The organism is Aestuariivirga litoralis, from assembly GCF_015714715.1.
GTDB classification, from domain to species: Bacteria; Pseudomonadota; Alphaproteobacteria; order Rhizobiales; family Aestuariivirgaceae; genus Aestuariivirga; species Aestuariivirga litoralis_A.
Window position 1 is genome coordinate 464,069 of sequence record NZ_WAHS01000001.1, and the last position, 19,229, is coordinate 483,297.

Consider the following 19,229-nt stretch of genomic DNA (forward strand, 5'->3'; position numbering starts at 1 on the left):
GAGCTTACGGGCTAAAGTTCATCGTACCAATAGGCACCGGTCCAGGCCTTTTTGCCGGCATTGTCGATGACCGCCACCCGGAACCAGGGCGAGGCCTTGGTGAGGAGCCAGCCTTCCTTGGGTTCCAGCTTGCGCAGGTCCAAAGTGGCGCCGGTGATGGCGCGACCGGTTTTCACCACGGTGCGGGAATTGCCGCAGATCACGGTGATGGAATCCACCGGCGTGCAGGAAACAATGATCTCCTTGCCATTGACCTCGACGCCGTGAATCTCAGGGCCTTGCGAGGCATAGAAATGCCCAGCTTTGAGGGCGGTGAGCAGCGCATCAGGATCGAGGCTCTCGGACTTCACATGCACCCAGCCGCCGAAATGATCCGGCGTTTTGAAATGCGCGTCATCGGTGGCGATGGCACTGAGGTGGCGGCCTTCATTGGTGAGCTGGTCGTAGAGATACCAGCCATAGCCCAGATCATTCTCAGTCTCGCAGCCGTGGTTATAGATTTCCACGGCATGGGCCATATCAAGTGCACGGCCATCTTCGATCGTGTAGCGCGACCAGGACGGATGCGCGATGGCAATGAAGGCCCCGGCATCACGCGCGCGGCGCGCGAGTTGCGGCCCTGTTTCGTCTTTGGTCGGCGGTTTGAAATCCAGCGGCAAGCCGGCGCAGACGATGTGCCACATCTCGCCCACGCTGGTGACGGGGGCGTGCAGCTCCACGCCCAGGATGGTGGTGAAATCATTGCCGCGGAATGAACGCGTGTCGGCAATCGGGAAGCCATAGATATCGAGATAGTGTTCCGACATCATCAGGAAGTCGTAGCCGACATTCTTGTAGGCGGCGACAACCTCTGCCAGCGGCAACTTGCCGTCTGACAGATTGGAATGGGTGTGGAGGTTGCCGCGCCAGAAACGGCCGGGGGTGGAGAAGGGCTTGAGGAGGGGCATCAGACACTCATTTGCATGCCAAGTTCCACCACGCGGTCGGGTGGAATCCGGAAGAAGTCTATAGCACGCGCCGATTGGTTGGCCAGCATGATGAAGATGCGCTGCTGCCAGAGCGGCATTTTCGCATGGGCAGATGTCTTGATGACGCGGCGGCCCAGGAAATACGAGGCCTGGCGCGGATCAACCTCCAGCCCATGCGCTGCGCAGGCGCGCAAGGCGGCCCGCACGTCCGGCTGCTCCATATAGCCGAAGCGGGCTTCGACGATCCATGAGCCGAGCGGGCCCTGGGTGACGACCACGCGATCATCCTCCCAGCGCGGCTGCGGCATGGTCTTCACCGCGATGAAGATCAGCCGGTCATGCAGCACGCGGTTATGCTTCAGATTGTGCATGAGGGCCGAGGGGGCAAATTTGTTATCTGTCTGCATGAAGACGGCAGCACCAGCCACACGGGCAGGTGGGTGGCGCTCCAGGCTTTCGAGCACACCCTTCAGCTCCAGCGTTTCACGCTGTAGCTTGGCGAGAAGCAGCCTGATGCCTTTGCGCCAGATCAGCATGGTCATGATGATGGCCAGGCCAATCAAGATGGGCAGGTAGCCGCCATTGGCGATCTTCAACCCATTGGCGGCCAGGAAGGTGAATTCCAACAGGGAAATGAAGATGAGGGCGGAGACAAGAATCCAGCGCTTGTTGTGTTCGGCCTTCCAGAAATAGATGATGCCGAGCAGGGTGTTGACCAGCATGGCCACGTTGACGGCGATGCCGTAAGCCGAGGCCAGGCCATCCGAGCTCCGGAACACCAGCACGAGCATGATGACGCCGAACATCACCATCCAGTTGATCTGCGAGACATAGATCTGGCCGCTCTCGGTTTCCGATGTGTGGGTCACATTCATGCGCGGGATCAGGCCCAGCGCAATGGCCTGCTGGCCGATGGAAAAGGCACCGGTAATGACGGCCTGACTGGCAATCACGGTGACAACAGTGGTGAGGAGCACCAGCGGCACCAAGGCCCAGGACGGCGTCATCAGGAAGAACGGATTGGAGACGGCTTCGGGATGCGCCATCACGAAAGCACCCTGGCCCAGATAGTTCAGCGCAAGGCCGGGAAACACCACGGCAAGCCAAGCCAGACGGATCGGGTTTTTGCCCAGATGGCCCATGTCGGCATAGAGCGCTTCACCGCCGGTCACCGCGAGGAATACGCCGCCAGTGACCAGCAGAGCAAGGCCCGGCTGGCGCCACAGCATGTTGATGCCGTAGAGCGGGTTCAGCGCCTGAAACACCGAGAGGTTATCGCTCAGGTGCCAGAGGCCGAGAGCGGCGAGAACCAGAAACCAGATGAAGGTGATGGGTGCAAAATATTTGGCCACCAGGTCAGTGCCCTTGAACTGGATGAGAAACAGCCCGACCAGAATGGCCAGCGTGAGCGGCAAGATGAAGGGTGTGAAGAGATCGGCATTAATGACTTGCAAGCCTTCGACGGCGGAGAGCACCGAGATCGCCGGTGTGATCATCGCATCACCGAAGAAGAAGGCGGCACCGATCATTCCGAGGGCCAGGATGTAGCCGCTCTTTTTGCCGACGAGATTTTCGACGAGCACCACTTCCGAGAGGATGCCGCCTTCACCGTGATTATCGGCGCGCATGATGATGATCACATATTTCAAGGTGACGATCAGGATTAGCGCCCAGATCAAAAGCGAGACCACGCCGTAAGTGGCAGACGCCACATCGACGCCAGCACCGGTGACTGGCTTCAGCGCCTCGCGCATGGTGTAGATCGGACTCGTTCCGATATCACCGAAGACCACGCCAATCGATGCGAAGGCGAGTTTGAGCTGCGGTTTTGAAAGCAATGACTGCTGCGCGGAGGTGGAAGACATGGCTTAGGCTTTGCGTGGAGAATGGCGCATGAAGGGCGCGATTTAAACTCTTAGACGTAGAGGGGCCAGTAAAGTTTCCGTAAAGTTTTTGCGTCAGACGCTGAGCTGCATGCCCAACTCCACCACCCTGTCCGGAGGCAGGCGGAAAAACTCAATCGCGCGCGCCGATTGGTTGGCGAGCATGATGAACAATCTTTGCTGCCAAAAGGGCATGGCGGAGCGCGCCGAGGGGCGGATGACGCGGCGGCCCAGGAAGTAAGAGGCCTGGCGCGGATCAACCTCAAGCCCATGCGCTGCACAGGCACGCAGGGCGGCGGGCACATCAGGCTGTTCCATATAGCCGAAGGTGGCTTCCACGATCCATGCGCCCATCGGGCCGTTGCGCACGCTCACACGGTCTTCGTACCAGCGCGGCTGGCTGGCCGTCTTCACGGCGATGAAGATCAGTTTGTCGTGCAGCACGCGGTTGTGCTTCAGATTATGCATCAGCGCCGAGGGGGCGTATTTGTTATCGGTCTGCAGGAACACGGCGGCACCGGCCACGCGAGCAGGCGGGCGGCGCTCCAGGCTTTCGAGCAGGCTGTCCAGCTCAATCGATTCCTTGCGCAGCTTGTTGGAGAGCAGGCTGACGCCGCGCAACCAGGTCATCATCAATACCACCGCCACGCCGCCGATCAGCACGGGCATGTAACCACCATGGGGAATTTTCAGGAGGTTGGCGGCATAGAAGGTGGCCTCAACCACGAAGATGAATACAAGCGCCGGAATGGCGACGGAACGCGGCCAGGAGCGCGTCTGCCAGAAGAACACGATGCCGAGTGCGGTATCCACCAGCATGGATGTGTTGACGGCGAGGCCATAGGCGGACGCCAGATTGTCGGAGGTCTTGAACACCAGCACCAGGAAGATCACGCCCACCATGATCATCCAATTGATCTGGCCGATATAGATCTGGCCGCTTTCGCTTTCGGAAGTGTGGGTGATGTACATGCGCGGGAAAATACCAAGCGCAATCGCCTGCTGGGCAATCGAGAAGGCACCAGTGATGACGGCCTGGCTGGCGATCACGGTCACCATAGTGGCGAGGATCACCAGGGGCACCAGGCCCCATTGCGGGATCATCAGGAAGAAGGGGTTATGCGCCGCTTCGGGATGGGAAATCACGAACGCGCCCTGGCCCAGATAGTTGCAGATCAGTGATGGCAGCACGACACAAGTCCAAGCCATGCGGATGGGCTTGCGGCCGAAATGGCCCATATCGGCATAAAGTGCTTCGCCACCGGTCACCGCGAGGAAAACGCCACCGAAGACCAGCAGCGCGAGGCCCGGATGGGCAATCAGCATGGCCACGCCATGCAGCGGATTGAGGGCCGAGAAGATTTCGAAATCATCAGCGATATGGCTGAGGCCGATCACCGCCAGCAGGATGAACCAGATCATCGTCACGGGCGCGAAGATGGCGGCCACACCGCTGGTACCTTTGTATTGAAACAGGAACAGCGTGAACAACACGCCCAGCGTGATCGGCACCACGAAAGGATCAAAGGCCGGGTTGATGATGCGCAGGCCCTCGATGGCCGAAAGCACCGACATGGCGGGAGTGATCATCGCATCACCAAAGAAGAAGGCCGCACCCACAATGCCGAGCGCCAGGATAAGCCCGCTTTTTTTCTTCAGCGTGGTCTGCACCAGCACGACGAGCGAGAGGATGCCGCCTTCGCCGCGATTATCGGCGCGCATCAGCATCACCACATATTTGAGGGTGACGACGATGAACAAGGCCCAGAGCAGCAGCGAGACGACGCCCAGCACAGAGCTGCGCAAATCACCACCCGCGGCGATCACGTGATGCAGCGCTTCGCGCATCGCATAGAGAGGGCTGGTGCCGATGTCGCCGAAGACAACGCCAAGCGAGGCAAAGGCCAGCTTCGCCGAACTGCCTGAAAATGCCGAATTGGATGTCTGAGCGTGGCTCATTCTGCTCCGGGGCAACGAATGCCCTGCACAACTTTTTGGCCAAGAACCTCAAGCACTTCTTGATGCTTCAGGGAGCCGCGATCACGGCGCGGCATTCAGCAGGTAGGGAGGCGAGAGTCAAGGGGGGCGGCGGTGGCTTGGGCGGGCCGGGAGGGGCCGGATGTTTCTTCCATGGCTGGTCCGACATCCAATAGGCCAGTTCCTTGCCGCAGCCGGTGCCGTCATCGGGCTTTGGCGTGCCCTGCGACTTGCAAGTGGTCATGCCCTCGGGGCATTTCATGCGGATGTGGAAATGGAATGTGTGGCCATAGAGCGGGCGCATCTTGGAGAGCCAACTATGATCACCGGGCTGGGTTTGGGCCCAGCGGCACATCTCGGCCTTGATGGGCGGATGCATAAAGATGCGCTCCACCTTCGGGTCCTGCGCGACTGTTTGTAGCAACTTGGCGCGGCTCTCGGACCAGTTGGCGCGGTTCAGCGTCTTGTGGTCGATCACCATTTCAAGCGGCGCCATGGTCTCGCGCTCTTTGTTGCTCAGCTCTTTGTCTGGCATCGGCGTGAACCACACATCGGCATCAAGGCCGATCTGGTGGCTGGCATGGCCGGTCTTCATCGGGCCGCCGCGCGGCTGGGCCATGTCACCGACCAGCAATCCGTTCCAGCCGGCTTTCACTTTAGCTTCAGCAGAAAGCCTCTCGATTTCGGCGATGAGTTGCGGCGTGCCCCAGTTGCGGTTGCGTGAAGGTCGCATGATCTGCCAAGTCGGCCCGGTGCGGGGCAAAGCTTGCGCGCCGGCCATGCAGCCCAAAGCGTAGCCGCCAATGGCGGCGGGTGGCAATTGGGCGGGCAGCTTCTGCATGCCGAACAATTGTTTTGCGGGCATCTTGAGAATGCCGACTGGTGCTGTGGAAACCGGCGCGACCGTAGCCTGTGCATCAGGATCCGGATCATCGGCTGTATCGGGGGCAGGTGCCATAGGCTGAGGTGGTGCTGCTGCAGCTTGCGGCGCAGGAGGCACGAGAACGGTGCCCGCTGTGCCATAGAGATCCAGAATGGGATTCGGCTTAGTGTTTTTCGCGATGGCTATGACCGGCAGAGTGACGGCGACAACCAGCAAGCTTGCGATCAGTTTATTTTTTACGGAAGGCATCGAGAGAAACCACTTTCTGTTCTTCGGAAGCAGGCTCGGTTTCAGTTTCACCCTCGGGCTTGGCCTCGCTGGCGGTTGCATCTTTGTCTTTGGCTGCCTCGGATTTGGCGGCGCGCTTGGTGGTGGCTTTTTCTTCGGCCGCGGGTTTTTCGGCTTCTTCGACCACTTCAAATTGCAGGCCGAACTGCACCGCAGGATCGAGGAAGCCCTTCACCGAGGCGAAGGGAATGATCAGCTTTTCGGGAATGTTGTCGAAGGAAAGCTCGACTTCGAAACGGTCATCATAGACTGCGAGATTGTAATATTGATGTTGAAGGACAACCGTCATCTCACGCGGATATTTGGCATGCAGGCGCTCGCCGATCGACACGCCGGCAAAGCGCGTGTTGAACTGGATGAAGAAGTGATGCTCGCCCGGAAGGCCCGATCTTTCAACCTTGCGCAAAGCGTCACGCACGACACCGCGCAAGGCATTCTGCGCCAGCTGGTCGTAACGCATCAGGTCTTCAGGCATTGCGGCTCCATAAACTTAGCTGGCGCGTGCTGCGCCGGAATCAAGGGCGCAAAATAGCTGCGGAATGAAATGAAATCCATGGGCCATGTTTCGTTGCGGCGATAAAACCCAGCAAGGCGCAAGATCGGGGCAGGCCAGCACTTGAAAATGGAAGTGCCGGCTTCTGTTGCCAGGTGCCGGCGGACCCCGCCTCAAACGGCTAAGCTTGAGGGCTTGATTTCGGTATTTCGCACTGCTTACGCAGCGAGAGCAACCGGAGCATAGTTGTCATTGGCAACTATAAGAATGACCCGATAACGTCGGTATCATCACGGGCAAAAAACCCACCTTTACACCCTCGTCGATCCTGTTTCGCCCCCATCAAAGACGATTGCACTACCAGCAATCGGCACCACGAGCTGGAGCTTGTGGTGGCCCTATCGCGGATTTAAGCAAATCCGCTTTCGGGCTTGGCCGATTGCTATCGCAATCGTCTTTGGTGGAGGCGCCGGGTACTGCCCCCGGGTCCGAATGGCTTATTGCGCGAGCCGTTTATCACCATAGTCTGCCGCCTTGCAGCGACGAGCAGGACCAATATAGGTGCAAGCTGTGGCAAAAGAAAGCCCACGGACTAAAGCGGGAAAATGATTGCAAAAACGGCCCTTGCACGCAGCAATGGCAATGCTAGTGTTCATTAACCGTTACCGAGGCCGGTGGCGGATTAATCCTTTTGGGGGGACCGTTTAAATGTCCGACTACGCAGCCGATATCAAGAAATATACGTCCAATGTAAACCAAGCCGCCGTTGATGCCATCGTGAAATATTGCGGCATCGCGCTCAAGGGCAAGGACTCGCAATATGTGGCCACCAAAGACCCGGCAGAAGTGAAGCGCGTGGTCGATGGCTTTGCCGCCAAGAAGCTGGGCCTTGATGCCAAGGCTGCCGAAGCGGCCGTCAAGGCTGCTGGCGAAAAGATGGGCCAAGACAAGACCAAGAGCCGTGTCACCGTCTATTATCTCATGGCTGAAAGCACCAAGACTTTGGGGAAGCTGGTGTAATCTCTGTATCCAAGAATTTTTAAGAGGGCAGGCCGAAAGCCTGCCCTTTTTATTGGGCCGGAATCGTTTAAAAGCCACCGCCATGCAGCAATATCTTGATCTGATGCGCCATGTGCGCGCGCACGGCGCGGTGAAAACCGACCGCACGGGAACCGGCACGCTTTCTGTCTTCGGCCATCAAATGCGCTTTGACCTGGCGCAGGGTTTTCCGCTGGTCACCACCAAGAAGCTCCATCTGCGCTCGATCATCTATGAGCTGCTGTGGTTCATCCGTGGCGAGACCAACATCAAATATCTGCACGACAACAAAGTGACCATCTGGGATGAGTGGGCCGACAAGAACGGCGATCTCGGCCCTGTCTATGGCGCACAGTGGCGCTCATGGCCGGCGCGCGATGGTTCGACGATTGATCAACTCGCCAATGTGATCCAGATGATCAAGACCAAGCCGGATTCACGCCGGTTGATGGTCACCGCATGGAACCCGTCTGACGTAGACAAGATGGCGCTGCCGCCGTGCCACTGCCTGTTCCAGTTCTATGTGGCGGATGGCAAATTGTCGTGCCAGCTGTACCAGCGCTCGGCTGATATCTTCCTCGGTGTTCCCTTCAACATTGCGTCCTATGCACTGCTGACCCATATGGTGGCGCATGTGACCGGGCTGAAGGCTGGAGATTTCGTGCACACATTGGGAGACGCGCATATTTACTCCAACCATATGGAGCAGGCTGAATTGCAGTTGTCGCGTGATCCGCGGCCCTTGCCCAAGCTGGTGATCAAGCGCCAGGTGGAGCGGATCGAAGATTTCCAGTTCGATGATTTCGCCTTCCTGGATTATACGCCGCATGCCGCCATTGCCGCCGAGGTTGCAGTTTGAGCATGCTGGGTGAGGATTTTACCAAGGCCCGTTCAAGCTGGCTTTATCCGCGCGAACCGCAGCAGAATTTCTGGCGGGCCTTGCTGATCGGCGTTGGCGTGTTTGTGGCCTACCAACTCCTGCAAGGTGTGTTGGCACTGGCGATCTATCTGGTGGCTTTTCACGGCGGCTTGGGTGAGCTTTCGGGCATGGTGGGATCTGGCAATTCCACCACCACATCACCGACGCAGGCGTTGATGTACAAGTCCGGGCTTCTCAGCATTTTCCCGAGCGGCGTGATTGTTGCGGCACTGGTGCTTTATCTTTCGCAATTCGGGTTGCCTGGGCGGATGGGCAAGCTTCCGGTGGAATGGCCGAAGATCAATTTCCTCGGCTGGGCGCTAATCGTGGTCGGCTTCATCCTGGTCATGCTGTTTGCTGCCTCGGGCGTGTTTCAAGCATTGGGGCTTGATCCCAGCGCTTATGAAGTCAGCAGCAAAGGCCTCTCCGACACCGCCAGCAAAGCAGGCATCATCGAGAAGACGCTGGCGGACATGGCGAACGACCCGCTGCTACTGGGGTTCGGCGCGCTGAGTGCCATTATCGGCGCACCACTCGCCGAGGAATTCCTGTTTCGCGGCCTGCTGTTCGCGGGCATTGCCAAGACGCGGGCGGGCTGGCCGGGCGCTGTGCTCATCTCGGCGGGAACCTGGGCTGTGGCACATGCCTTCGGTGCGCCCTGGATTTTCGTCGGCGTGATTTTCGGCATGGGGCTCATTCTGGGCCTGCTGATGCTGCGCTTTGGTTCGCTCTGGGTCACCATTGCCTGTCACACGGCGTGGAATGTTCTGGTCACTCTGCCGATGTTTTCGCTGGGCTCGCATACGTGATCAGTGTGCGGTTGGCACAGAAAGGCGATGGCCAGATCATCCTGGACATGACGCGGGTGCTGGCGCTGCATCATGGCTGGCCAGAACGGGTGACCGCCACCGCTGAAGATTTCGAGCGGCATTTGTTTGGCGACAACCCGATTATCAATGCGCTCATCGCAATGGTTGATGGCCAGCCAGCGGGGGCTGCGATCTGGCACCGCAGCTTTTCCACCAATCGCGGTGCCGAGATTGCCTATCTGGAAGACCTGACGGTGCTGCCGGATTTTCGCAAGCGCGGTGTGGGCAAAGCGCTAATGCAAGCTGTTGCGCGGGCGGTAAGCGAGCGCGGCATTCCTGCCATCTGGTGGCAGGCCGAAGGCTGGAACGAGAATGCCCTGAAATTCTATGAAGGGCTGGGCGCTGAGGGCCATGGCAATGTGGTGGTCTGGAGCCTCAAGGGCGACGAGCTACAGAAGCTGGGCGGTGAGGCATGAGTGGCATCATCGCACTTGTTTACGCGGTTTCGCGCAATGGGGTGATCGGGCTTGATGGCGGCCTGCCGTGGCGCCTGCCGTCTGACCTCAAGCATTTCAAAGCCGTCACCTTGGGAAAGCCGGTGATCATGGGCCGCAAGACCTGGGACAGTTTGCCGAAAAAGCCGTTGCCGGGGCGGGCGAATATCGTGATCACCAGGGCGCGCGGCTGGCAGGCCGAGGGCGCTTTGGTGGCGCATGACGCGGATCAGGCCGTGGCGCTCGCGGGCGATGCGCCCGAGATCTGCGTGATCGGCGGCGCTGAGATTTTCAAAGTTTTCCTGCCTCTGGCAAACCGGATCTACCTCACGCGCGTATTTGATGATGTGGCGGGTGACACATTCATGCCTGAAATTGACGGCAAGCATTGGGTGGAGCTGGAAACCAGGCGTTTTGAAAAAGGCCCGAATGACTCGGCCGCATTTGAAACCGTAACCTATGAGCGGCGCACTTGAAATTTGCAGTCGGCTGGTTTGGTTCTCGTGATAGAAGTTGGATGTACTTTTTGGTTTGGAGATCAGCAATGCGGATGAGAACAATGGCAATGGTATCGCTTGCAGCGCTGATGCTGGCGGCAGTTCCCATGAGCTTCACACCCGCGCGCGCCCAGAGTGCGACAACCGTGCAGATGCTGCCTGATGTTGCCGATCTGGTAGACAAGCTGCTGCCCAGCGTTGTTGAAATTTCTGTGCAGTCGAAAGACCCGGACAAGGCGGGCGGCGAAGCGGCACCTGACAATAACCCATTCAAGGATTTCTTCGATGAATTCCTGAAGCGCAAGAAGGGTGCACCTGATCAGGGCCAGAGTGACAAGGATGCCAAGCCCGATGACCAGGGCAAAGCGCCGGATGGCAGTGAGAAAAAGGAAGACGACAAGCAGGGCGACGCGAAGCCTGACGACAAAAAAGACAGCGACAAGGATAGCATTCTGCCGGACAGCCTTGTCAGCTCGATGGGCTCTGGGTTCATCATCGATCCGCAGGGACTCATCGTGACCAACAACCACGTGATTGCCGATGCCGTGAATATCCGCGTTCACCTGCAGGACGGCACGCTGTTGAAGGCCGAGCTCGTTGGCCATGACGCGAAGACGGATATTGCTGTGATCCGGGTGAAGCCCGATCACGAGCTGCCCGCAGTCACCTTTGCTGACAGTGAGAAGGCCCGCATCGGACAATGGGTGATGGCGATCGGCAATCCATTCGGGCTGGGCGGCTCGGTTTCGCTCGGCATCATTTCGGCGCGCGGGCGTAATATCAACCAGGGCCCCTATGACGATTATTTCCAGACGGATGCGGCCATCAACAAGGGCAATTCCGGCGGACCATTGTTCGACATGCAAGGCAATGTGGTGGGCGTGAACACCGCAATCTTCTCGCCTTCGGGTGGCTCGGTCGGCATCGGTTTTTCGGTGCCTGCCAATGAGGTCAAGAATGTTGCCGACCAGCTGATCAAGTTTGGTGAAACCCGCCGCGGCTGGCTGGGCGTGAAGTTGCAGACGCTGACGCCGGACGTGGCCGAGGGCCTGGGCGATGCCAAGGCCAAGGGCGCTCTGGTGGCGGATATCACCGTGGGGGGACCTGCGGAAAAGTCAGGCCTGAAGGCCGGTGATCTGATCGAGAGCTTTGATGGGCACGATGTGAAGGACAATCGCAGCCTGCAGCGCATGGTGGGGCAAACCGCTGTGGGCAAAGAGGTTGATGTAACCGTGCTGCGGCAAGGCAAGCAGGAGCAGCTCAAGGTGACGCTGGGCCGTTTGGAGGAGGGCGAGAAGATGGCCGCCGCCCAGGAGAAGACTCCTCCGGCTGGCCCCGCTGCAGCACCCCAGCAATTGCTGGGTATGTCAGTCTCTGATCTCTCGGCAGACCTGCGCAGCAAGTTCAAGATTGATGACAAGGTGAAGGGTGCCCTGGTCACCGAGGTGACGGCCGATGGCGCCGCATCGGAGAAGGGTGTTGCCGCCGGTGATGTGATCAAGGAGATCGCAGGTCAGCCGGTCACCACTGCACAGGACGTGGCCGATGCGGTTGATGCCGCCAGCAAGGCGGGCAAGAACATCGTGATGATGCTGGTGTCACATGCCGGGCAAGACAGCGATGCGCGCTACGTGGCCTTGAAGCTGAAGAAGTAGCTCTAGTTCAGCGGCACCATCACTGGTGCCGTTGAAAGAAAGTTCAAGCCGGGGTGGGCTCGTCGTCCATCTGCGGGGGAACGGCTTGCAGCGGCGGTTTCTTGGCACCGAATACTGGCGCGCGCGGCGCACGCAGGGGCACCACGTCATCCTTGCCGTGCGGCACCATATGGGCGGGCAGGTCGCGCCGCACATGATCCGTAATGCCGCTTTCAACGACGATGTCATGGGCGCCGCCGATCAGGATGAGATGCTCCACACCGTCACGGCGCACAAGCACCAGGCGGCGCGTCTGGTCCACCTCATGATATTCGACAATGCCCAGGCGGTGGCCCTTGCGGCCGCGGCCACGGGTATTGATTTGCTTCAGCAGGAAGACGAGGATCAGCAAAGCTGCAACAACGGCTGCGGCCGCAATGATAAAGTTATAATAGGGCTGCAGGTCTGGCATCTGATACTCCTCGGCCACCGGTTGCACATGTAAGGGTTGTGAATCTAGCATAAATATCTGTGTGAACAACCAGCAGGTTGCGCTCTCGAAACTTTACCGGGGGAAGCCTTGTCTGGCCTATATTCACTGCGATTCGGGGAGCGCGATGGCTGAGGCAAATAGTACAGAGAGAAGCGGCGGGGTTTCGCCGCTCAAATATATTCTGCCTTTCGTGCTTGCCGGGCTGGTGGTTACAGGCCTCGTTGTAGGTTTTGAGCAGGACCTCATCAAGCTCACGGATGAGCAATGGAAGTACGGGTTGTGGGCTGCAGGTTCCCTTGGCCTCGTTTGGTTGTTCTCGGTTTTGCTGGCACCGTTTTTCCGTGCCGCACCTGATGCCGAAAAGCAGTTCTGCGATGCGCTGGCTGATGCAGTCCAGGACCCTTCGGTTGTCGTCGATGACAAGGGCAGGGCGGTTTATGCCAATGGGCCGTTCCTGAAGCTGGCATCGCGTGCCGGGGTCTCGCGGCTCACCGGTTTTGATGTTCTCTATGCAGGTTATCCGGATTTCGTTGAGCCGATCTATCAACTGGGACAAGCCGCGCATGATGGCAAGATTGCCGCGCGCGATCTGCGCCTGCAGCCCGGATCGTCAGCCCCCTTTGCCGAGGCTGACAAGGCGAAGTGGCTGCGCCTGACGGTTTCACCTTTGCCGCGCAATGCCAAGGGCGGGACGACGCTGTGGCGGCTCATCGACATTACCGAAGACCGGGCGCGGCAGGAGCAGGCTTTTGCGCGGTTGCAATTCATCATTTCCTATCTGGACCAGGCGCCCGTCGGGTTCTTCTCCACGCTGCCCAGTGGGTCAGTGGACTACGTGAATGCCACGCTGGCTTCGTGGCTGGGGCTGGACCTGGCGGATACGCAATCCAATGCCATGCCGATGCAGGAATTGCTGGGCGATGAGGCCACCAAGGTGCTGGGCGCCGTGACACCGGTGCAGGGCGACCACCGCATCGACAAGTTCACGCTGCCGATCAAGAAGCGCAACGGGCAGGTGGAGATTTTCAATTTCATCAACCGTGCCGATTTCGACGCCGAGGGCAAGCCCTTGCCGACGCGCTGCATGGTGATGCGCAAGGAGCCGGGCAGCATGGAAGCCGCCGACCTTGCGGCCAGCAAGGCGCAGCTGATGGCCACTGTGCCGATCGGCATGGCCGAGATCGACAACAAGGGCCGCCTGCAGAATGCCAATGGGCAGTTCCTGAATTTCTCGACGTCCCTAGCGCGCGGCGTGGTGCTGACTGACTTGGTGGATAATGAAAGTGCCACGCGCATCGGCAAGTTCATGCAGGAATCCGGTGGAAAGGCAGCCGAGAACTTCCAACTGGATTGCAATTTCAAGGGCGACGGCCAGCGCAGCGCGCATCTGACCCTGAGCCGCACAGTGGAAGGCTATTCGGTTTTCGCCATCGACAAGACCGAAAGCAAATTGTTGGAAGCGCAACTGGCGCAGAGCCAGAAGATGCAGGCCATCGGGCAGTTGTCATCCGGACTGGCGCATGACTTCAACAACATGCTGACCCCGATCATCGGGTTTGCCGATATACTCTTGACCAAGCTGCGACCGACCGATCCGTCCTTCCAGGATGTGATGAGCATCAAGCAGAATGCCATCCGTGCCGCTGGCCTGGTGCGCCAGTTGCTGGCTTTCTCGCGCAAGCAAACCATGCAGCCCAAGGTCTATGATCTTTCGGATTCCATGGCAGATCTGCACGTGCTGCTGAGACGCGTAGTGGGCGACAAGGTGGACCTTTCGCTCAACCATGGCCGCGACCTGTGGCCGGTCTATGTTGATATCCACCAGATGGAACAGGTGGTGGTGAACCTGGCGAGCAATGCGCGCGATGCCATGCCGCAAGGCGGCAAGATGACATTGTCTACCTACAATCTGCCTGCCGACCAGTCGCAGACGATCGGCCATGTTCTGCCGGTGGCGGATTACGTGGTGGTGCAATCGACCGACACGGGCCAGGGCATTCCCAGCGACGTGTTGAACAAGATCTTTGACCCGTTCTTCACCACCAAGGATGTAGGCAAGGGCACGGGCCTTGGCCTTTCGATGGTCTATGGCTTCGTCAAGCAATCCGGCGGTTTCATTTACTGCGACAGTGAAGTCGGCAAGGGCACAACGTTCCGCATTTTCCTGCCGCGCGTCGAGCCGCAGGTGGCGGCACAGGCCGAAGCGCAAAAGCCAGTCGAAGTCGAAGCCAAGCGTGAGGACTTCTCGGGCCGTGGCCGCATCCTGATCGTGGAAGACGAAGATTCGGTGCGCGCCTTTGCGGCCCGTGCACTCACGTCACGCGGCTATACGGTGATCGAAGCTTCGAGCGGCGAGATGGGGCTGGAAATCATCGATGCCGACAAGGATGGCTTTGAGCTGATTCTGTCGGACGTGGTGATGCCGGAAATGGATGGGCCCACCATGCTGAAGGAATTGCGCAAGCGTGAATATGGCGCGAAGTTCATCTTCATGTCCGGCTATGCTGAAGACGCTTTCGAAAAGAACCTGGATGGAGCCAATGATTTCGGCTTTATCCAGAAGCCTTTCACGCTGAAACAGCTGGTGGAAAAAGTGAAAGGCGAGATGGGCTGAGGCCCGCCGTTTTCCGGAACCAAAGCTAGGCCACAACGTTGTTCTGCAAGCCAAGAAGCATCGCTTGCAGGAGCATCATGACAGATACGATTTTTGAAGCGAGGCGGCATCCTCGCGAGAGCATGGAAGCTGTACGCGCGTCCTATTTGCCCGTTCCGCAACGCAGCGCGATTGCGGTTTATCTTTCGGGTCTGCTGCTTGCCGCACCGTTGGTATGTTTCACCGGCGCGTTGCTGGCGGATATCGCCTATGTCAAAACATTCGATATTGAGTGGTCGAATTTCGCGGCCTGGCCTCTGGCTTTCGGCATGGTGTTTCTGGCTGTATTGCTCCTAGCAGGCGTTGTACGGTTTCTGATCAGCCTGCGGCGGCGCAAGCGCATGTCGCGCTGGCTCTACGCGATTGCCATTCTTGCGGCAGCTGCGGTCGGCCTGTTCGACAATTTCATTCACACACATGATGGCTGGACTTCGGTGTGGCCTACGGGGATCGCTCTTTCAGCGGCCACCGTAGCACTGCTGGTGCTGGCGCTCATGTTCAAGCTTGCGTCTCTGTTCAGAAATTCCGTGGGAGTTGCGTCATGAATTTCCCCACGCTCAAGATTGCGACTTTCTCTGCGGCGCTGTTGGTGCTTTCGCCGCTTCACGCTGAGACGTTCGACCGTTCATCACAAATGGGGCCTAATCCATTTCTGCCAGAGCCGAACTCCTATCTCATACCACCGATGAAAGTGGCCAAGCCCATTGGCTGGCAAAATGGCGAGACGCCTTCGGTGCCCGATGGATTTAAGATTGAGGCGCTGGGTTCCGGCCTCGTGCATCCGCGCCAACCCTATGTGCTGCCCAATGGCGATATCCTGGTGGTGGAATCCAATGGGCCTGGCCTCGAAAAAATAAAGCGTCCCAAGACGGTTGTAATGGGGCTGGTCATGGGATCGGCCGGTGCCAAAGAGAAAACCGAAAACCGCATCAGCATCATTCATGACGGCAAGGCTTCGGTTTTCCTCAATGGGCTGTACTCACCCTTCGGCGTGGTGCTGGTGGGCAATGATCTCTATGTGGCCAACACTGATGCCATCATGCGCTATGCCTATCGCGATGGTGACCTGCGCATTACCGAGCAGGGCCAAAAGCTGACCGATTTGCCGGGCGGCCCCATCGACCATCACTGGACCAAAAGCCTCACCGCCAGTCCTGATGGCAGCAAGCTCTATGTCGGCATCGGCTCCAACAGCAATGTGATGGAGAATGGTGCCGGCGCTGAGCTTGACCGTGCACAGATCTGGGAAGTGGATCGCGCCACTGGTGCGCACCGCACCTTCGCCTCCGGCCTGCGCAATCCCAACGGCCTCACCTTCTATCCCGGCTCGCAAACGCTTTGGGCGGTGATCAATGAGCGCGACGAGCTGGGGCCGGATCTGGTGCCGGACTATATGACCTCGGTGAAGGAGGGGGCGTTCTACGGCTGGCCCTACAGCTATTACGGTCAGCATGTTGATCCACGCGTAATGCCCCAGAAGCCGGAGCTTGTCGCTTCCGCCATTCCACCCGACTATGCGCTGAGCTCACATGTGGCGCCGCTGGGCTTGGCCTTTGATCCGGGCGGCAACTTCCCCGACAGATATAAAGGCGGTGCCTTTGTCGGAGAACACGGCAGCTGGGACCGTGATGAGTTCAATGGCTATCAAGTGGGCTTCATTGCATTTGAGAGCGGCAAGCCCACAGGCAAGGTGGAACCCTTCGTCACCGGTTTCTTGAATGATGCCCAGGAGGCACGTGGCAGACCGGTGGGCGTAGCCTTCGACAAGAGTGGCGCACTAATTATTGCCGATGATCTGGGCAACAAGGTGTGGCGGGTGAGTGCTGGGAAGTGATTAGCTGTTGGAGGTGAGCGCCTTTTGACGGCGCAATTCCCGCCAGGAATTCCATATCCCCTTCACGCAGCGCGGCACGGATGAGAAATGGCCCTGGCCCAGCTCGAGGGTGAGCGCCATGACATATTTCCGGAAGACCAGATTGCAGATGCGCAGCTCGCGCTCGCCACTGGTTTTCACGCCAGCGGGGCGGTTGGCCAAGGTCTCGCTGAACACTTCGGCCCAGAGGATTTCCCAGTCACGGTGGCGCCGGTGCAAATGCGGCTCCTGGCTGGGCAGCGTCTTCATGAACTGGACGCGGAAAGTGACGGGATCGCCCTTGAGGTGAAGCCAGGCCCCGCCATAGGAGAGCGCTGCGAACAGGCCCACATCATGGCCGGTGGCAATGTGTTCCGGAAAACCACCTGAGGCCGCGAAGGCCGGCGCGCGGATCACGCTGGAAGACGCAATGCCCGCACCATTGCGCAGGAAATACCAAAGCGGATCTTGCTCCAGATCGGCGGTGGAATTGAGCTGGGTCTTGCCGCTGTCCATGAGTTCAAATTTCCGGTCGGCGGTGGCGACGACTGCGCCGGGATGGGCCTGAAGGCCGGCTATGGCGCGGGCCAGGAAATCGGTGGGCCAGAGATCATCTGAATCGAGAAAGGTGACGAAATCAGCCTTGGTCTTCTGTTGTGCGAAGCCGAAATTGCGCGCGGCGGCGGCACCTTTGTTGGGAACGCTGATCAGGCGGGCGGGCAGGGCCGCGTGGCCCTTGAGCCATTCAGCAATGGCAGCAGGGGTGGAATCAGTCGATCCATCATCGATGATGATGATTTCATCCGGCTGGCGGCTCTGGTTGCGGACAGATTCAAGCGTCTCAATGACAAGCTGAGACCGGTTGAACACCGGCATGACCAGCAGGACACGAGCGTGTGCCTTGTTTGCGATTTTCTTTATCAAAGATTTCCCCAGCCCCGGGCGTGACTTAGGCGGTTTAGCCCGCATTGCTCCGTTTGGCCCGCCAAAAATTGATGCAGGTTATGCCGGGCAGAAACGGAGAGCCGCATGCAGTAGTTCAACTTATGAATTCAACATGCTGATGTTATAGGCGAAATATAATTTTTGAAGACGTTGTTGACTTCAGAACTAAACTAGAACATACAAGCAACAGAACGGAACTTTCAACAATCCGTTCTTCCGGTTCACAGTCCGGACATTTGTGGGATAAGAGGAGAAGCGAAATGGCGCAAACGAATCTGAAGGTTGTTGAAAATATGGGTTCTGACAAGAGCAAGGCTTTGGAGGCTGCACTCAGCCAGATCGAGCGTGCCTTCGGCAAAGGCTCCATCATGAAGCTGGGGGCCAATCAGGCGCTCGAAATTGAAGCTATTTCAACCGGTTCGTTGAGCCTTGATATTGCCCTTGGCATTGGTGGCCTGCCGCGCGGCCGCGTTATTGAAATTTATGGGCCGGAATCTTCCGGCAAGACCACGCTGGCTCTGCAGACCATTGCTGAATCCCAAAAGCGTGGCGGCATCTGCGCCTTTGTCGATGCCGAGCATGCCATGGATCCGGTCTATGCCAAGAAGCTGGGCGTGAATATCGACGACCTGCTGATCTCGCAGCCCGACACGGGCGAGCAGGCGCTGGAAATCGCCGACACGCTGGTGCGCTCCGGTGCCATTGAAATCCTGGTGATCGACTCGGTTGCCGCCCTGACGCCCAAGGCCGAACTGGAAGGCGAAATGGGCGACAGCTTGCCCGGTCTGCAGGCCCGCCTGATGAGCCAGGCGCTGCGCAAGCTCACAGCGTCGATCTCCAAATCCAATTGCATGGTGATCTTCATCAACCAGATCCGCATGAAGATCGGTGTGATGTTCGGCTCGCCCGAAACCACCACCGGCGGCAATGCGCTGAAGTTCTATGCCTCGGTGCGCCTTGATATCCGCCGCATCGGTGCCATCAAGGACCGTGAAGAAGTGGTGGGCAACCAGACCCGCGTGAAGGTGGTCAAGAACAAGGTGGCGCCGCCCTTCAAGATGGTGGAATTCGACATCATGTATGGCGAGGGCATTTCGAAAGTGGGCGAACTCGTTGACCTTGGCGTCACCGCCGGTGTGGTTGAGAAGTCCGGCTCCTGGTATTCCTATGATGGTGAACGCATCGGTCAGGGCAGGGACAATGCCAAGGTTTTCCTGAAGCAGCATCCCGACATGGCCAACAAGATTGAAGCTGCCATCCGCGCCAATGCAGGCTTGATCGCCGCCAAGATCACCGATGGCTCGATCAAGGAAGATGATGGCGAAGCCGAGTAAGGTTTAGCCCTCCACATAACATACCCTTTCCGGCCCCTGTTGGGCCGGGTCCCTGGCAGGATTGCCCCA

At 58.6% G+C, this 19,229-nt stretch carries 17 protein-coding genes and 1 other RNA gene; 10 read left to right on the forward strand and 8 right to left on the reverse strand.

The window, feature by feature from the left end:
* Nucleotides 1-11: 11 nt before the first annotated feature.
* The 6 genes from F8B91_RS02385 to ssrA all read right to left on the reverse strand — a co-directional run bounded on the left by F8B91_RS02385 (nucleotide 12) and on the right by ssrA (nucleotide 7,079).
* Complete coding sequence (locus F8B91_RS02385) at nucleotides 12-947, reverse strand: CehA/McbA family metallohydrolase (protein WP_196502119.1); 936 nt, start codon at nucleotides 945-947, stop codon at nucleotides 12-14.
* A complete protein-coding gene (locus F8B91_RS02390; protein ID WP_196502120.1) occupies nucleotides 947-2,833 on the reverse strand; it encodes a potassium transporter Kup in 1,887 nt (628 codons plus the stop codon). The genes F8B91_RS02385 and F8B91_RS02390 overlap by 1 nt, the downstream gene beginning before the upstream one ends.
* A gap of 93 nt (nucleotides 2,834-2,926) precedes the next feature.
* Nucleotides 2,927-4,810, reverse strand: a complete 1,884-nt coding sequence (locus tag F8B91_RS02395) for a potassium transporter Kup (protein ID WP_196502121.1) — start codon at nucleotides 4,808-4,810, stop codon at nucleotides 2,927-2,929.
* A 67-nt stretch (nucleotides 4,811-4,877) separates the two neighbouring features.
* Nucleotides 4,878-5,960, reverse strand: a complete 1,083-nt coding sequence (gene mepA / locus F8B91_RS02400; RefSeq protein ID WP_196502122.1) for a penicillin-insensitive murein endopeptidase — start codon at nucleotides 5,958-5,960, stop codon at nucleotides 4,878-4,880.
* A complete protein-coding gene (locus tag F8B91_RS02405; RefSeq protein ID WP_196502123.1) occupies nucleotides 5,941-6,474 on the reverse strand; it encodes an SspB family protein in 534 nt (177 codons plus the stop codon). The genes mepA and F8B91_RS02405 overlap by 20 nt, the downstream gene beginning before the upstream one ends.
* A 152-nt stretch (nucleotides 6,475-6,626) precedes the next feature.
* Nucleotides 6,627-7,079, reverse strand: a transfer-messenger RNA (tmRNA) gene (ssrA, locus tag F8B91_RS02410).
* A gap of 121 nt (nucleotides 7,080-7,200) precedes the next feature.
* Here ssrA and F8B91_RS02415 point away from each other — a divergent pair.
* The 6 genes from F8B91_RS02415 to F8B91_RS02440 all read left to right on the forward strand — a co-directional run bounded on the left by F8B91_RS02415 (nucleotide 7,201) and on the right by F8B91_RS02440 (nucleotide 11,904).
* A complete protein-coding gene (locus tag F8B91_RS02415; RefSeq protein ID WP_196502124.1) occupies nucleotides 7,201-7,512 on the forward strand; it encodes a DUF2853 family protein in 312 nt (103 codons plus the stop codon).
* An 82-nt stretch (nucleotides 7,513-7,594) separates the two neighbouring features.
* Nucleotides 7,595-8,389: a thymidylate synthase gene (locus F8B91_RS02420; protein ID WP_196502125.1), complete on the forward strand. Its 795-nt coding sequence runs from the start codon at nucleotides 7,595-7,597 to the stop codon at nucleotides 8,387-8,389.
* A gap of 2 nt (nucleotides 8,390-8,391) precedes the next feature.
* On the forward strand, nucleotides 8,392-9,258 hold the full coding sequence (locus tag F8B91_RS02425) for a CPBP family intramembrane glutamic endopeptidase (protein WP_196502126.1): 867 nt from the start codon (nucleotides 8,392-8,394) through the stop codon (nucleotides 9,256-9,258).
* Between the two features lie 11 nt (nucleotides 9,259-9,269).
* A complete protein-coding gene (locus tag F8B91_RS02430) occupies nucleotides 9,270-9,734 on the forward strand; it encodes a GNAT family N-acetyltransferase (RefSeq protein ID WP_196502127.1) in 465 nt (154 codons plus the stop codon).
* Complete coding sequence (locus F8B91_RS02435) at nucleotides 9,731-10,228, forward strand: dihydrofolate reductase (RefSeq protein ID WP_196502128.1); 498 nt, start codon at nucleotides 9,731-9,733, stop codon at nucleotides 10,226-10,228. Before F8B91_RS02430 ends, F8B91_RS02435 begins: the two co-directional genes overlap by 4 nt.
* Before the next feature lie 89 nt (nucleotides 10,229-10,317).
* On the forward strand, nucleotides 10,318-11,904 hold the full coding sequence (locus tag F8B91_RS02440; RefSeq protein ID WP_246714940.1) for a Do family serine endopeptidase: 1,587 nt from the start codon (nucleotides 10,318-10,320) through the stop codon (nucleotides 11,902-11,904).
* A 43-nt stretch (nucleotides 11,905-11,947) separates the two neighbouring features.
* Here the strand turns inward: F8B91_RS02440 and F8B91_RS02445 are convergent, their stop codons facing one another.
* The gene (locus tag F8B91_RS02445) at nucleotides 11,948-12,355 is read right to left on the reverse strand and encodes a flagellar biosynthetic protein FliO (RefSeq protein ID WP_196502130.1); all 408 of its coding nucleotides are present in this window, start codon (nucleotides 12,353-12,355) and stop codon (nucleotides 11,948-11,950) included.
* A 145-nt stretch (nucleotides 12,356-12,500) separates the two neighbouring features.
* Here F8B91_RS02445 and F8B91_RS02450 point away from each other — a divergent pair, with 145 nt between their 5' ends.
* The 3 genes from F8B91_RS02450 to F8B91_RS02460 all read left to right on the forward strand — a co-directional run bounded on the left by F8B91_RS02450 (nucleotide 12,501) and on the right by F8B91_RS02460 (nucleotide 16,863).
* The gene (locus F8B91_RS02450; protein ID WP_196502131.1) at nucleotides 12,501-14,990 is read left to right on the forward strand and encodes a hybrid sensor histidine kinase/response regulator; all 2,490 of its coding nucleotides are present in this window, start codon (nucleotides 12,501-12,503) and stop codon (nucleotides 14,988-14,990) included.
* A gap of 77 nt (nucleotides 14,991-15,067) precedes the next feature.
* Entirely contained in the window at nucleotides 15,068-15,574 is a 507-nt protein-coding gene (locus F8B91_RS02455) for a DUF2231 domain-containing protein (protein WP_196502132.1), read from the forward strand.
* Entirely contained in the window at nucleotides 15,571-16,863 is a 1,293-nt protein-coding gene (locus F8B91_RS02460; protein ID WP_196502133.1) for a PQQ-dependent sugar dehydrogenase, read from the forward strand. The genes F8B91_RS02455 and F8B91_RS02460 overlap by 4 nt, the downstream gene beginning before the upstream one ends.
* On the opposite strand, the gene F8B91_RS02465 is transcribed toward F8B91_RS02460, so the two are convergent.
* Complete coding sequence (locus F8B91_RS02465) at nucleotides 16,864-17,805, reverse strand: glycosyltransferase family 2 protein (protein ID WP_196502134.1); 942 nt, start codon at nucleotides 17,803-17,805, stop codon at nucleotides 16,864-16,866.
* Between the two features lie 281 nt (nucleotides 17,806-18,086).
* On the opposite strand from F8B91_RS02465, the gene recA reads away from it, so the two are divergent.
* Nucleotides 18,087-19,160 (forward strand): recombinase RecA, encoded by a 1,074-nt coding sequence (gene recA, locus F8B91_RS02470; protein WP_196502135.1) that lies wholly within the window; start codon nucleotides 18,087-18,089, stop codon nucleotides 19,158-19,160.
* The last annotated feature ends 69 nt before the right edge of the window (nucleotides 19,161-19,229 follow it).